Raw genomic sequence first — 14,366 nt, 5'->3', positions numbered from 1 at the left:
TGCTAAAGATATATCCAGCTGATCCAAACATATAAAACGGTAATGGTAAACACAACGGTGAGAGGGACAACGACAATGGTCGTTTTGATATATTCTGACCAAGAGACTTTTTCGCCGTGCTGTCTGATGATATGCATCCAGATCAGTGTGGCTAATGTCCCGATCGGCAGAAGCAATGATCCGATATCACTGCCGATAATATTAGCCAAATAAATGATTTTTACGGTTAATGGGTCAATTGACATTTCAGTTAATGTCAAGGTGCTGATCATTAGGGCAGGATGGTTATTAAACAAATTAGAGAGGACGGATGTAGCAATACCCATAATAGATGCCGCGTGGGCAATGCTTTGTGAGACATAAGGCTCAATATACTGAACAAGCAATGCGGTCAGTCCGATATTATGCAGTCCGTAGATGATAATGTACATCGTGAAGGCAAAAACAAAGATATGCCAGGGCGCTTTCCTTAATAAGTCTGCCGGACTGATTTTCAAATGAAACCATCTCCAGGCAAGCAGGATGACTGAACTGATGACTGCCACAAGTGAAACGGATATGCCGCTGTATGAAGCGGCAAACAGACTGACCCGCACTAACAATACAAACGCCAAAACACAAAACATGATTTTCGTACGGCTGTTTTGGGCCTGATCTGGCGGAGGCAGGAGCGGATGATATCTTTTATGTTCCAGTGAATCAAAATGAACCGGAATATCGGGGAGCTGTTTCGGCAAGCGGCGGTAAAAAACAGCAAACAGCAGAAAGGCCATAAACACGAGCCCCAGCGTGCCGGGGATAAACATCATATTGGTGTACAAATAAAGGTCCATGCCTATCATTTTGAGAGAAATTAAATTGACGATATTACTGACGCCGATAGGAGTGCTTGCTGCCGTCGCGATTAAGACGCCGCTGATTAAATAGGGCGTTTTATGATGTTTTTTAAGTCCGAGATACTTTAATACCAACAGTAAAATAGGAGTGGTGATTAAGACGCTGCCGTCATTATTCAGAAAGAGCGTCATTGAAAAACAAAGCAGGTTGGTCAGCCAAAACAGCCGGATGCCTGATCCTCTGGCGCGATGGAGCAGCTTGGCTGCCGCCCAATTAAAAAAACCGAAGCTTTCGAGCGCGATCGCCATAATCATTGTGGAAATAATGGTGATCGATGCTCCGGTGACTTTAGACCCTATATCTCCCAAATCATGAAAGGAAACGGTTCCGCATAACAAAACGAAAATGGCGCCCAGCGATGCCGGAACGGCTTCATTTAATCCCCGGGGTCTCCAAAAAATAAAAATAATGGTCACAAAGAAAGAAATCAGGGTCAATATGACGCTAATATGTGTAATGTGTTCTGCCTCCTTTTTGGATGGGTCATTGCCGCCCCGTTATTTTTATCCCTCCTGATCAGTTGTACTGTATGTATACGAGTACAGGCCGAAAGGTGTACTGAGCGTTTCTACTAATTTAGTAAAATTCCATAAAAGCACAAAAAAAAGAGGCTGCTTCTCGGCGTCCTCTTTTTTATACTTTTTCCTTATCCGCCTGCAATAAAGCCTGGCGTTTATTGATAATCTCCAAGAAATGTTTCAGGATCGGGTTTTGGTTGTCCTTGCGATAGGCGATGACCCAATCGGCGGTAAGCTGAACCTGATTGATGTCGCGATAGGCGACTTCGAGATTAAACAGCTTTTTAGCTGAAGAAGGCACGAAGGTTACACCGATTCCGGCGCTTACCAATCCGATCACCATTTGATACTCCGTCGCTTCCTGAACAATTTTCGGTTTAAAGCCCGCCTGCTCGCAATAGTTTACAAATTCCAGATATAAAGTCGGCCATGTTTCTTTCGCCAGTGTGATAATCGGTTCATTTTCTAAATCCTCAATGTCGATTGTCTCTTTGGCGGTAAGCGGGTGCTGCTTCGGCAAGGCCAGAATGCAAGGACTGCTCTGCACCTTTTCCATATGTAAAGCCGAATGCTGTAAAGGCGGATGAAGGATGCCGATATCAATGTTGCCCTTCAGAAGCTCTTCCTGCTGTCTGAAAGAAGAAATTTCACGCAGATCAAGCTTGACGGAGGGGAATTTTTCGCGGAATTCCCGAATGATCGGCGGCAGAAATTCATATGTGGCTGAGCCGACAAAACCGACGACAAGCCGTCCGAGCTCTCCCCGCGCCGTCCTCTGCGCCATTTCAATCGCTTTGTCTATTTGTTCGATCGCGTTTCTGCTGTGTTTCAAAAAACTTTCTCCGGCAGCTGAAAGCTCTACAACCCGTTTCGTACGCTTTAATAAAGTCACGCCGACTTCTTTCTCAAGCTGTTTGATCTGCTGGCTGAGAGGCGGCTGTGTCATATTTAACCGAAGCGCGGCTTTGCCGAAATGAAGTTCTTCAGCGACGGCAATAAAGTATTGAAGATGGCGAAGCTCCATCCTTATCCATTCCTTTCCCTTTGTTAATTATTCGTGAAACATATTAATCATACGGCGAATTGATATTGGAGGTCAATTTCCAAAGGGTGTATAGTGAATAATATCACAAATTACTTAAAATTTTATATTTAATATGCATAATAAGGAGTGAGGGTGTTGGCAAAAGCAACAAATGAACTGAAAACCTCTGGAAAAAATCGCGGGGCGGAGCTTGTTGTTGATTGCTTAGTGGAGCAAGGTGTCACACATGTTTTTGGCATTCCGGGTGCAAAAATTGATGCAGTATTTGATGCGTTAAAAGATAAAGGACCTGAACTGGTTTTATGCCGTCACGAACAGAACGCTGCGTTTATGGCAGCGGCTGTCGGAAGACTGACAGGAAAACCTGGCGTTTGTCTCGTTACTTCAGGCCCGGGGGCATCCAACTTAGCGACCGGCTTGTTAACGGCTAATACAGAAGGTGATCCGGTAGTGGCACTGGCGGGAAACGTGATTCGCGCGGACCGGTTAAAACGGACACACCAATCATTAGACAATGCGGCACTATTTCAGCCGATCACAAAATACAGTGTAGAAGTACAGGAAACAGGGAATATACCAGAAGCGGTAACAAACGCCTTCAGGGCAGCGTCAGCAGGTCAGGCAGGCGCGGCTTTTGTGAGCTTTCCGCAGGATGTTGTGAATGAAGTCACAAACGTTAAAAACGTACGCAGCGTGCCGGCGCCGAAACAAGGCCCTGCACCGGAAGAAGCGGTCAGCGCGGCTATCGCGAAAATCCAGACGGCGAAACTTCCCGTTCTGTTAGTCGGCATGAAAGGCGGAAGACCGGAGGCGGTAAAACAAATCCGCAAGCTGCTTGCCAAAACAAAACTGCCTTTCGTAGAAACGTACCAAGGGGCCGGCACATTGTCCAGAGAGCTTGAGGACCAATATTTCGGCCGGATCGGACTGTTCCGCAACCAGCCGGGCGATCTTCTGCTTGAACAGGCGGATGTCGTATTAACGATCGGTTATGATCCGATTGAATACGATCCGAAGTTCTGGAACGTAAACGGCGACCGTGCTATTATCCATCTTGATGAAATTCAGGCCGATATCGATCATGCGTATCAGCCGGAATTAGAATTATTAGGTGATATCGCCGCTACGGTTAAACAAATTGAACACGACGCTGTGACATTTGAAATGGGCAGCCGTGAACAAGAAGTGCTGAGCGAATTAAAACAAATGCTATCAGACAGCGAGAAGGCGCCAAGCGATCATAAATCCGACAGAGCGCATCCTCTGCAAATCGTCCAAGAACTGCGCAATGCAATTGATGACGACGTAACCGTCACTTGCGATATCGGTTCTCACGCGATCTGGATGTCCCGCTACTTCCGCGCTTATGAGCCGTTGAAGCTGATGATCAGCAACGGCATGCAGACATTGGGCGTAGCGCTTCCTTGGGCGATTGCCGCCACATTGGTGAATCCGGGTGAAAAAGTCGTATCCGTTTCAGGAGACGGAGGATTCCTGTTCTCCGCAATGGAACTGGAAACGGCAGTCCGCTTAAAAGCGCCGATCGTTCACCTTGTATGGAATGACAGCACATATGATATGGTCGCATTCCAGCAAATGAAAAAATATAACCGTACATCATGCGTAGATTTCGGAAACATTGACATCGTAAAATATGCAGAAAGCTTCGGCGCCACCGGCTTGCGTGTCGAGTCACCGGAACAGCTGGCAGACGTGCTGCAAAAAGGCTTGAACACAGAAGGCCCTGTCATCATCGACATTCCTGTCGATTACAGTGACAACGTTCATTTATCAAGTGACATGCTTCCGAAGCAATTCAAAGAAAGAATGAAAGCAAAAGCTCTCTAGCACTCTGCGCACCATGACCTGTTTTCTAAAACAGCCTAATTTAAAAGGAGTGAAGAGAATGAAAAATGCAAATGACATCCAAGTGATGAGCCGCGGAGAAAAAGGCTCACCTGAGGATCAGATCTATCAAGTATCAACAATGACATCTCTGCTGGACGGAGTATATGACGGAGATTTTGATATGGCTGACATTCCGAAGTTCGGTGATTTCGGAATCGGCACTTTCAACAAACTGGACGGCGAATTAATCGGATTTGACGGACAATTTTACCGTCTGCGCGGCGATGGAACGGCTACGCCTGTGAAAGGCGGAGACCTGTCACCATTCTGTTCATTCACATTTTTCACACCGGATATGACGCATACGATCGACGGCGAAATGACTCGTGAAGAATTCGAGCAGGAAATGGCCAGCCTTCTGCCTAGTAAAAACTTATTTTATGCGATCCGTTTAGACGGTGTATTTAAAAAGGTGCAGACGAGAACGGTAGAACGTCAGGAGAAACCGTACGTTCCGATGATCGAAGCGGTGAAAACACAGCCTGTGTTCAACTTTGACGACATTCAGGGAACGATCGCCGGCTTCTGGACGCCGGGTTACGCAAACGGCATCGCTGTTTCCGGGTATCACCTGCACTTCATTGATGAAGGCCGCAATTCCGGCGGACATGTGTTTGACTATATCATTAAAGATTGCAAAGTGACCATTTCTCAAAAAATGAACATGAATCTCAAGCTTCCGAATACGGCGGACTTTTTCAACGCGAATTTAGATAATCCGAATTTCGCGAAGGATATTGAAACAACCGAAGGAAGCCCTGAATAAATGAAAAAAGAAAGCCCGTTTTTCTCCCGGGCTTTCTTTTTATTTGGCTGAATCGGAAATGATTAGGTAAAATACAGTCAAAAGGGAAAGGTGTGGTAGCTGTGAAAGTTTTGGTATTGGCGGTTCACCCTGACATGGAAAACTCAGTGGTCAATAAGGCGTGGACAGAAGAATTAAAAAAACACGATGACATTACGGTCCGTGAGCTTTATAAAGAATATCCGGACGGGAAAATCAATGCGGAAAAGGAACGCCAGCTGTGTGAACAGTATGACCGGATCGTATTTCAATTTCCGCTGTACTGGTACAGTGCGCCTCCGCTTTTAAAAACATGGATGGATCATGTGCTGTCGTACGGCTGGGCTTACGGCTCTAAAGGCAAGGCGCTGCACGGCAAAGAATTACTGCTGGCTGTTTCCGTAGGTGCCGGCGAGGATGCATACCAGGCAGGCGGTTCCAACCACTTTACATTGAGCGAGCTTTTAAGGCCGTTTCAGGCAATGGCTAATTTTACGGGTATGACCTATTTGCCGGCTTTCACGCTGTACGGTGTAAATGGGGCGGGTGCGGCGAATATTCGTGACAATGCGAGAAGCCTGGCGGATTACATAAAGAAATCATTTTAAAATGATCAGCGGATGCAGTATGCATTCGTCTTTATGTGACAATATTTCCTGAGAAATATTTCGAATTCCCGACAATTTTGACTGTCAGAAAGAAAAAAACGGATTTCGCGGTGAATGTGCATAATCCGTTTTTGAAATTATGTCAGTTTTTGCAGATCTTTTGTGCTGATGTATCCAGTTGCGCCGCCGTAATCGACAAGCGCCCAGCCGAAGTCAATGCCGCCGCCGGCAGTTTTTTTCCATCCTAAGAAAGAAACGCTCGTATTTTTAGCAAGGGAAGCTTTGACTGCTCGGTTTTCTGTATATACTTTAGTTTTTGCGGTCGTTTTTACGGTTGTTGCTGCTTTAACAATATAATGAGTAGATACAAATCCTGTTTTTCCGTTTTTATAATGAACTTTTGCCCAGTCAGCGTTCTGGAATGAAACGATTTTTAAGCTGTCGCCTAAATGAAGGACATCTGCTTTCGAGCTGACAGCCGATGCTTTTGTTCTGACGTTCAATGCTTCCGCGGAAACGAGATAAGAGTCAAGCGGATAGCTGTACAGATCGTCAATCTTGCCCGCTTCTTGCGCGTGTGTCTTGGGAAGAGGCGTTATTCCGAAAGCTGAAGCCGCTGATATTCCCGCTGCAAGGGTCAGGATGGATGCCGCTTTGGCTGTTTTCTTCATCTCTATCTCTCCTTTTACATCTTCTTTTCACGTTTTTCCGGAAATCTAAACATCGGACGGTTACTTTTGCGTTTGAAGTTTCAATGGGGCGGAAATGGTTTTTTTGATTTTTTCTCCTTTCAGCACTTGTTCCGCCGCTTCCGCCGCCAGTTTTCCGATCAGCTCCGGCTGCTGGGCGACCGTGGCTGTCAGCTTCCCGTTTTTAATGGAGGAAATCGCATCCTTATTTCCGTCAAAACCGACAACCAGAATGTGTTTGCCCGAGCTGTTGATCGCCTCGAGCGCACCGAGCGCCATTTCATCATTATGGGCGAACACGGCTTTGATGTCAGGGTGGCCCTGGAGCAGGTTTTCCATGACGGTCAATCCTTTTGTACGGTCAAAATCGGCCGCTTGCTTTGTTACGACATTCAGCTTTTTGTCGGCGATATGATGAAAGCCCGTACCGCGTTCCCGGGTCGCGGATGCGCCCGGAACTCCCTGCAATTCCGCGACTTTGGCGCCTTTTCCGAGCTGATCAGCGAGGTAGCCGGCCGCCATTTCTCCTCCTTTGACATTGTCAGAAGCGACAAGCGTTTCGACTTTGCCGTGTTCGGCTGAACGATCAAGCGCAATGACGGGAATGCTGAGGGAATTTGCAGATTCGACGGCGGTTGAAATCGCTGATGAATCGGTCGGATTGATCAGCAGCGCATCGACTCCCTGCTGGATCAGGTCTTCTACGTCATTCGACTGTTTTGATGAATCATTTTGGGCATCGACAATGATGACCTTCATGCCCCGTTTTTTGGCTTCTTTTACCACGCCGTCTTTTAATGAAACGAAGAACGGGTTGTTCAAAGTGGAGACGGAAAGTCCGAGTGTGAATTCTTTTTTATGTTTGGTGTTTGACGGTTTTGCCCATTGGGGCGGTTCAAGTGAACAGGCGGACAGCAAAAACAGTGATAATGCCGCAATCGCGATGATGGCCTTCTTCATCATGATCCTCCTACTATGCCGATTTTTTGCGGTCCAGCAGCACCGCAATTAAAATGACGATTCCTTTGACGACGAGCTGATAAAAAGACGATACGCCGAGAAGGTTCAAGCCGTTGTTCAGCGTTCCGATAATCAAAACCCCGATCAGCGTACCGATGATGCGTCCCCGTCCGCCGGACAGGCTCGTTCCGCCGAGTACGACCGCTGCGATAGCGTCCAGCTCGTATGATTCCCCGGCCGTCGGCTGTGCGGAATTTAAGCGTGATGTCAGAATCGCTCCGGCCAGCGCCGATAATAAACCTGTCAGAGAATAGATCATGATCTTGATGCGGGGCACTTTGATACCGGAAATCAGCGCCGCTTTCTCATTGCCGCCGATGGCGTATGTCCGGCGGCCGAACGGTGTTTTGTGCAGAAGAACCCATAGGGCCGCGAATGCAATCAGCATGGTAATGGCGGGTACGGGGATGCCGAGAAAATAACCGCGCCCGAATAATTGAAACGCGTCATTTGTACCGAGTCCCGTAATCGGATTTCCGTCCGTATAGACGAGGGTCAGTCCGCGAAAGACCGTCATTGTCGCCAAAGTGGCGATAAACGGAGCCATTTTTCCTTTTGTGATTAATAAACCGTTTATCATGCCGAGTACGGCGCCGATCACGCAGCCGATGATAACGGCTAAGATCGGGTCGATGCCTGATACCATCATACCGGCGATCATTGCGCTCGATAAGGCGAGGATGGCTCCGACAGAGAGATCAATGCCTCCCGTTAAAATGACAAACGTCATTCCGAAAGCGATCAGCGCGTTAATCGCAACCTGCCGAAGAAGGTTCAGAATATTGAGGGGTTCAAGAAAACTCGGGTTTAAAACGGAAACGATCAGCACAAGAATCAGTAAGCCGAGAAACGGACCGAGTTTTTGCGTAAAGGTATGAATGGAAAAACGCTTTTGTTCAATTGAAGTCATTGGTTCAGTTTTCATTCTGCTGCCCTCCCGTGGCAAGTGTCATGATGTGTTCTTGTGTTGCGCCGGCCGCATTGATTTCTCCATTGGTGCGTCCTTCATGGACGACGATAATTCTGTCACTCATGCCGAGAATTTCCGGCAGCTCGGAAGAAACCATGATGATGGCGACTCCGCGGTCGGTCAGCTCATTCATTAATGAATAGATCTCCCTTTTCGCGCCTACGTCGACGCCCCTTGTCGGTTCATCAAGGATGAGAACTTTTGGCCCGATTCCGATCCATTTGGCGATGACGACTTTCTGCTGATTTCCTCCGGATAGATGCCGCGCGGCGGTTTCCGGAGACGCGGTCTTAATGGTCAGCCGCTTGATCAGCAGCTCGACGAACTCCGCCTCGCGTTTTCGGTCAATGATGCCTTTCGGAGAAAAACTGGTCAGGTTCGGCAATGAGATGTTTTCACGAATGGACGTATCCAGAAGCAGTCCTTCATCTTTCCGGTTTTCTGTAATCAGGCCGAGTCCCTTGCGGATGGCATCAGCCGGACCCCGAATGCCGATTTTTCGGCCGGAAATCCAGATCTCTCCGGAATCGAGCCGGTCAATTCCAAACAGCGCTCTCATGATTTCTGTCCGTCCGGCACCCATTAAGCCGGAAACACCAAGGATTTCTCCGGCGCGCACATGGAAACTGACCTGTGAAAAGCTTCCTTTTTTTGAGGCGTTTTTCACTTCGAGCACCTTATCGCCGAGTGACGGCGTGCGTGTCGGATACCGATCAGTCAGCTCCCGGCCGACCATTTTTTTGACCACTTCATCAAAATTAGTATCTTTCAAATGCGCCGTATCGACAGTGAGACCGTCCCGCATAATGGTGATCCGGTCGCAAATTGAAAATATCTCTTCCATTCGGTGCGATATATAGACGATTGAAACGCCGTCTTGCTTTAACGCCGTCATTACGTCAAACAGCTTGCTGATTTCCCGTTCGGTCAGCGCCGCGGTCGGTTCGTCCATAATGATGACTTCGGCGTTTGTCATCAGCGCTTTAGCAATCTCAATCATCTGCTGCTGGCCGACGGAACATTGTCCGGCTTCCCGGTCAAGAGGCAGAGAGACTCCCAGTTTTTCAAGTTGTGATTTTGCTAGCGCTTTCATTTTCTTCGTTTCCAAAACACCGAATGCCGTCGTCAGCTCTTTGCCGATAAAGAGGTTTTCAAGCACCGTCATGTCCGGCCATATATTCAGCTCCTGATGGATAAAGGCGATTCCGTGCTTTTCGGCTTCTTTTGGATTGGAGAAGGTCATATTTGTTCCGTTTATCGTAATGTTTCCCTTATCGAGGCGGTGCAGCCCGGTGAGCAGGTTCATTAACGTCGATTTGCCCGCTCCGTTTTCTCCCATTAAAGCGTGGATTTCTCCCGGCAGAAGCTCAAATGAGACGCCGGAGAGCACTTGATTTTTCCCGAATGCTTTATGAATGTCTGTCATGCTGATGTGCATGCTGGATCCCTTCCTTCTAGAAAATCACTCCCGTCTGCAGGATGCAGTTGGCGTATGGTGTCATTTCACCCGTACGGATGACGGCTTTTGCTTTCTGTGTGAGCCGCTTGAATTCTTCGTGGGGCATGTACTCGATTGTCCGCTCTGAGAAATAGCTTTCTAGAAAACTTGCATTCTCAGGATTGGCGTCTTTGATTTCGGAGGCGGCTATCACCTTTTCGACTTCCATCTCCCCGGCCACCAGGCTGGTCACGTCCCGAAAGGCGGGAACGCCCGCCGTTAAGGACAAATCAATTTTAGGGACACCGTCTGGGACGGGGAGACCCGCATCGGCGATCGCGATGAGGTCTGTATGCCCGAGATCGGCTAATACTTTGTCAATGTGGCTGTTTAACATTCCGTGTTTCTTCATGACAGCAACTCCTCGACTGCTTTTCTGTCCGGCATACCGCCCTGGGCGCCGAAATGCTGCACGGATAGGGAGGCTGCGCGGTTGGCAAACAGAAGCGCTTGTTCGATGTCCTGTCCTTCCGCAAGTGCGACGGCAAGTGCCGCGTTAAAAGTATCACCGGCTCCCGTCGTGTCGACCGCTTCCGCAGGGAAGGCGGGAACGAGTCTCTCTGCAGTGCCGTCAGCATACCGCACGCCTTGTTTCCCTTCGGTAATGAACAGTTTGCCGGGATATCGGGCTAGCGCTTCTTCTTTCGTCCGGCCAGGAAATAAAATGGATGCTTCATGTTCGTTCGGCGTAAGATAAGCGGCATCCTCAATCGTTGATTGTTTCAGCGGACGGGCCGGCGCTGGATTAAGGATCACCGGAATTTGATGCTCGCGGCAGTAGCTGCACACTTCTTCAACGGTTTCTTCGGGGATCTCCTGCTGGATCAGCACGATATCAATGCCGGGAAGTTTCGCGAGCGCGCTTTTGGCATCAGCGGGGGAGATGTCATCGTTTGCGCCTTTTACGACGACGATGCTGTTATCTCCTTCTGCGAGCACAATATGAGCCGTTCCGCTTTTTTGGTGTGTAACCGTTTCCATATAGTCCGTATTGACACCGTTTGCCTGCAGGTTTTCAATAATCGCTTTTCCGTAGCTGTCACTGCCTACTTTCCCTACCATATATACGTCAGCTCCCAGGCGGGAAGCGGCTACGGCCTGATTTGCGCCTTTTCCCCCGGGCACGGTTTGAAAGTCTGCGCCCAGTACGGTTTCTCCCGCTTTCGGACGCCGTTCGGATGTGACGACAAGATCCATAGAACAGCTTCCGATAACACAAATTTCACTCACTTGTACTCATCCTTTCTCGTCGTTTGTCTTTCCATGTATGTGACTGGCATTTGAATGGACGTCTCTTTTGGCGGCTCTTTCTTTATTAATTGCAGCAGCAGGCTTGCCGCTCGTTTTCCCATCTCATATGCAGGCTGGCGGATGGTTGAAAGAGGCGGGAACAAGAGACTGCTATGCGGAATATCGTCGTATCCGATAATCTGAATCTCCTCGGGAACTTTTTTACCGAGCCGCAGCGCCTCATGAAGGACGGCCGCCGCCGCAATATCGTTGCTGGCAATGACGCCGTCAGTTTCCGGGAATGCGGCAAACAATTCTTCCGCTAAAATGGCGGCATCCTTGATGGAAAATGAAGCGGCGGAGATGACATTGAACTGCGCGCCCGCTTTTTGCAGCACGTCACGTGCGCCGTTAAAACGTTCCTGAGCGGTCGGAAGGCGGCCGGGGCCTTTGACGAGCGTGATGCTTGTGCTTTTGCCGCGGAGCATTTCCTCAGCCGCCCGTTTTCCGCCTGCCCGGCCGTCACTGAATACGGAAGGAGCGCCTTCTTTTGCCCGGTCCAGAAATACGACCGGGTAAAGGCTCCCGCTGTATTCGGGAAGATCGGGGTAATTGGTGGCCGCCAAAATTCCGGCAACTTGATTTTGTTTAAATGTCTGCAGATAGTCGAGCTCTTTTTCCAATTCCTCATCGCTGTTGCCGATCATCAGCCGGTACCCCTCCCGCTGCAATTCGTCTTCAGCGCCGCGGGCAAGCTGCGGGAAAAAGGGATTCGTAATATCCGGAAGCAAAAGTCCGACCAGTCTGGATTCTCTTTTATAAAGAGAACGGGCAACTTCATTCGGATAATAATTCAGCTTCTCCATGGCAAGCATGACCTTCGTTCTTGTATCTTCATGCACGTAGCCGTTGTCATTGAGGACACGCGAGACCGTGGCAACAGAGACGCCGGCAGCGCCTGCGACATCTTTAATCGTTGCCAACAAACACTCCTCCTCTATTTATGTAACCGTTTACATAAAAAGAGTATCACGAATATTTTCGCTTGGCAACAAAAAAAAAGAGGCCGGAGCCTCTATTCATTCACGGTACTGATTTGAGAGATGTTCACTTTGATATCAGGGACAATCTCTATGGAAGGATAGATCTCACGCCCAATTGAGATGCTTGCTCCGCTCGTTCAGATTGACTGAGGCTTGTTTGTTCATTTTGGCGATAGCCGCATAGGAATTCAGCTTGTCTTTCGGATATTCCAAGACACATGCATTCAGCTTTAAACGAATTTTCACTTTCAGATGCCGGCGGGGATCAGTATCCATTCCTTTTTTATGCATTTTATAAATTAGAGGAATTTCGTGATGCTGCTTGCTGTTTTTCCATGAACTTCACAATTATGGATGAACTTTTCTTGAACGAATTAAAGATTTATTAAAATTATTTCAAAAGAGTGAGAAATGGCCTGTAAACGGTACGAAAGCAGATAGGCTTTCCGCATATAAAATGTATATTTCTTGTAAACACTCCGGACCCGTCTGTTTCTGTCATGTACAAGACATCCCGATAGTTATTTTGGAATGGGACTGACAGCAGAATACAGGGGAAAAATGAATGACTTTAAGACCTTATTCTTAACAAAACAGGAAGTCTGCATCCAGCGGACAAAGAGTCCGAGAACGTATGCGCAGTGCGGAAAACACTGGTATAAAAGGCTGGATAAGATGGATTATGATTGCATCTTTTTCTTACAGAACGTGAATAGTTCTATTAGTCCAAATAAATAGACGAAGGAAAATGTAAACGCATTCATTTTTTCTAAAAAAAATCGAAGTAAGTTCTAAGTCCTGCCGATTCCCAGAAAAAGCAATTCGATAATAGGAAGAATAGCGTCACTAATAGAGAAGTTTGGCTCAGTGAAAGCGGAAAGATTATGTTACATAATGCCGATTGAGAATTCATAGTGAAGCTATATACTGATGAATGAATTTATCAATACAGAAGGAGATGTCAAAAATCAATGTGGTTACTCATTATAGCCTGTGCTGCCGTACTAATCATCGGAATCATTGAAAAAAGGCGGCATCAGAAGAATATCGATGCTCTGCCAGTACGCGTCAATATTAATGGTATCCGCGGAAAGTCAACCGTAACGAGGCTGACAACCGGAATACTGATGGAGGCGGGCTACAAAACAGTCGGAAAAACGACGGGAACAGATGCAAGGATGATCTATTGGGATACACCTGAGGAGAAACCGATCAAACGGAAACCGCAGGGCCCGAATATCGGCGAGCAAAAAGAAGTAATGAAGGAAACCGTTGAACGGGGCGCCAATGCCATTGTCAGTGAATGTATGGCGGTAAACCCGGATTATCAGATTATCTTTCAGGAAGAGCTCCTTCAAGCCAACATCGGCGTCATCGTGAATGTGCTTGAAGACCATATGGACGTTATGGGGCCGACGCTTGATGAAATCGCTGAAGCTTTTACCGCGACGATTCCTTATAACGGCCATCTTGTGATTACAGACAGTGAATACACAGATTTCTTTAAAGAAAAAGCCGCAGAGCGAAATACTGAAGTCATTATTGCGGATAACTCTAAAATTACTGATGAATACCTGCGGAAATTCGAATATATGGTCTTTCCTGATAACGCTTCACTTGCGCTCGGCGTTGCCCAGGCTCTTGGTATAGATGAAGAAACGGCGTTTAAAGGCATGCTGAATGCGCCGCCTGATCCAGGCGCCATGAGAATTCTGCCGCTGCTCAGCACAAAAGAGCCCGGTCATTTCGTAAATGGCTTTGCCGCAAATGATGCATCTTCTACTTTGAATATATGGAAACGTGTAAAGGAAATCGGCTATCCGACAGATGAACCGATCGTCATCATGAACTGCCGCGCCGACCGCGTGGACAGAACGATTCAGTTTGCCAATGACGTGCTTCCGTACATTAAAACGAAGGAACTCATTCTCATCGGCGAGACGACAGAACCGATCGTCAAAGCTTATGAAGAAGGCAAGATTCCTGCCGATACCCTGCACGATCTCGAATATAAATCAACAGACGAAATCATGGACGTGCTGAAAACAAGAATGCAAAACCGTGTCATATATGGCGTCGGCAACATCCACGGTTCAGCGGAACCATTAATTGAAAAAATCCAAGAGTATAAGGTGAAACAGCTCGTTAGCTAGGAG

At 47.7% G+C, this 14,366-nt stretch carries 14 protein-coding genes; 4 read left to right on the top strand and 10 right to left on the bottom strand.

What is annotated here, in order from left to right:
• Nucleotides 1–2: 2 nt before the first annotated feature.
• Both ACXN9U_RS16755 and alsR read right to left on the bottom strand, forming a co-directional pair.
• Nucleotides 3–1,334: an arsenic transporter gene (locus ACXN9U_RS16755; protein WP_060964101.1), complete on the bottom strand. Its 1,332-nt coding sequence runs from the start codon at nt 1,332–1,334 to the stop codon at nt 3–5.
• A gap of 196 nt (nt 1,335–1,530) precedes the next feature.
• Nucleotides 1,531–2,439, bottom strand: coding sequence for an acetoin biosynthesis transcriptional regulator AlsR (gene alsR, locus ACXN9U_RS16750; RefSeq protein WP_060964102.1), 909 nt, complete (start codon nt 2,437–2,439; stop codon nt 1,531–1,533).
• Between the two features lie 156 nt (nt 2,440–2,595).
• Here alsR and alsS point away from each other — a divergent pair, with 156 nt between their 5' ends.
• From alsS to ACXN9U_RS16735, 3 genes are all read left to right on the top strand, one after another.
• A complete protein-coding gene (alsS, locus tag ACXN9U_RS16745; RefSeq protein WP_060964103.1) occupies nt 2,596–4,308 on the top strand; it encodes an acetolactate synthase AlsS in 1,713 nt (570 codons plus the stop codon).
• A gap of 58 nt (nt 4,309–4,366) precedes the next feature.
• On the top strand, nt 4,367–5,134 hold the full coding sequence (gene budA / locus ACXN9U_RS16740; protein WP_016937721.1) for an acetolactate decarboxylase: 768 nt from the start codon (nt 4,367–4,369) through the stop codon (nt 5,132–5,134).
• Nucleotides 5,135–5,235: 101 nt separating this feature from the next.
• Nucleotides 5,236–5,760, top strand: coding sequence for an NAD(P)H-dependent oxidoreductase (locus ACXN9U_RS16735; protein WP_489201935.1), 525 nt, complete (start codon nt 5,236–5,238; stop codon nt 5,758–5,760).
• A 137-nt stretch (nt 5,761–5,897) separates the two neighbouring features.
• Here ACXN9U_RS16735 and ACXN9U_RS16730 read toward each other — a convergent pair whose 3' ends face one another.
• From ACXN9U_RS16730 to ACXN9U_RS16695, 8 genes are all read right to left on the bottom strand, one after another.
• On the bottom strand, nt 5,898–6,431 hold the full coding sequence (locus ACXN9U_RS16730) for an SH3 domain-containing protein (protein WP_060964105.1): 534 nt from the start codon (nt 6,429–6,431) through the stop codon (nt 5,898–5,900).
• A 60-nt stretch (nt 6,432–6,491) separates the two neighbouring features.
• A complete protein-coding gene (gene rbsB / locus ACXN9U_RS16725; protein WP_060964106.1) occupies nt 6,492–7,409 on the bottom strand; it encodes a ribose ABC transporter substrate-binding protein RbsB in 918 nt (305 codons plus the stop codon).
• 13 nt (nt 7,410–7,422) lie between these two features.
• Complete coding sequence (rbsC, locus tag ACXN9U_RS16720) at nt 7,423–8,379, bottom strand: ribose ABC transporter permease RbsC (protein ID WP_420913149.1); 957 nt, start codon at nt 8,377–8,379, stop codon at nt 7,423–7,425.
• Between the two features lie 4 nt (nt 8,380–8,383).
• A complete protein-coding gene (locus tag ACXN9U_RS16715; RefSeq protein ID WP_060964108.1) occupies nt 8,384–9,877 on the bottom strand; it encodes a sugar ABC transporter ATP-binding protein in 1,494 nt (497 codons plus the stop codon).
• 16 nt (nt 9,878–9,893) lie between these two features.
• Nucleotides 9,894–10,289 (bottom strand): D-ribose pyranase, encoded by a 396-nt coding sequence (gene rbsD / locus ACXN9U_RS16710; protein WP_489201934.1) that lies wholly within the window; start codon nt 10,287–10,289, stop codon nt 9,894–9,896.
• A complete protein-coding gene (gene rbsK / locus ACXN9U_RS16705; protein ID WP_060964110.1) occupies nt 10,286–11,167 on the bottom strand; it encodes a ribokinase in 882 nt (293 codons plus the stop codon). The genes rbsD and rbsK overlap by 4 nt, the downstream gene beginning before the upstream one ends.
• Nucleotides 11,164–12,150 carry a LacI family DNA-binding transcriptional regulator gene (locus tag ACXN9U_RS16700; RefSeq protein WP_101605361.1) on the bottom strand — a complete coding sequence of 329 codons (987 nt, stop codon included), beginning with the start codon at nt 12,148–12,150 and terminating at the stop codon, nt 11,164–11,166. The genes rbsK and ACXN9U_RS16700 overlap by 4 nt, the downstream gene beginning before the upstream one ends.
• Nucleotides 12,151–12,315: 165 nt before the next feature.
• A complete protein-coding gene (locus ACXN9U_RS16695; RefSeq protein ID WP_489201933.1) occupies nt 12,316–12,486 on the bottom strand; it encodes a hypothetical protein in 171 nt (56 codons plus the stop codon).
• Between the two features lie 695 nt (nt 12,487–13,181).
• Here ACXN9U_RS16695 and pgsB point away from each other — a divergent pair.
• A complete protein-coding gene (gene pgsB / locus ACXN9U_RS16690; protein ID WP_016937732.1) occupies nt 13,182–14,363 on the top strand; it encodes a poly-gamma-glutamate synthase PgsB in 1,182 nt (393 codons plus the stop codon).
• The last annotated feature ends 3 nt before the right edge of the window (nt 14,364–14,366 follow it).

The sequence above is a fragment of the Bacillus sp. BACIII genome (assembly GCF_057836745.1).
Note: the sequence above shows the minus strand (reverse complement) of the source record. Positions and strands in the feature narration are given on the sequence as shown.

Coding starts and splice junctions, on each gene's coding strand:
- alsR (WP_060964102.1), bottom strand. CDS start 2,439: ATGGAGCTTCGCCATCTTCAATACTTTATTGCCGTCGCTGAAGAACTT.
- budA (WP_016937721.1), top strand. CDS start 4,367: ATGAAAAATGCAAATGACATCCAAGTGATGAGCCGCGGAGAAAAAGGC.
- ACXN9U_RS16730 (WP_060964105.1), bottom strand. CDS start 6,431: ATGAAGAAAACAGCCAAAGCGGCATCCATCCTGACCCTTGCAGCGGGA.
- rbsB (WP_060964106.1), bottom strand. CDS start 7,409: ATGAAGAAGGCCATCATCGCGATTGCGGCATTATCACTGTTTTTGCTG.
- rbsC (WP_420913149.1), bottom strand. CDS start 8,379: ATGACTTCAATTGAACAAAAGCGTTTTTCCATTCATACCTTTACGCAA.
- ACXN9U_RS16715 (WP_060964108.1), bottom strand. CDS start 9,877: ATGCACATCAGCATGACAGACATTCATAAAGCATTCGGGAAAAATCAA.
- rbsD (WP_489201934.1), bottom strand. CDS start 10,289: ATGAAGAAACACGGAATGTTAAACAGCCACATTGACAAAGTATTAGCC.
- ACXN9U_RS16695 (WP_489201933.1), bottom strand. CDS start 12,486: ATGGATACTGATCCCCGCCGGCATCTGAAAGTGAAAATTCGTTTAAAG.
- pgsB (WP_016937732.1), top strand. CDS start 13,182: ATGTGGTTACTCATTATAGCCTGTGCTGCCGTACTAATCATCGGAATC.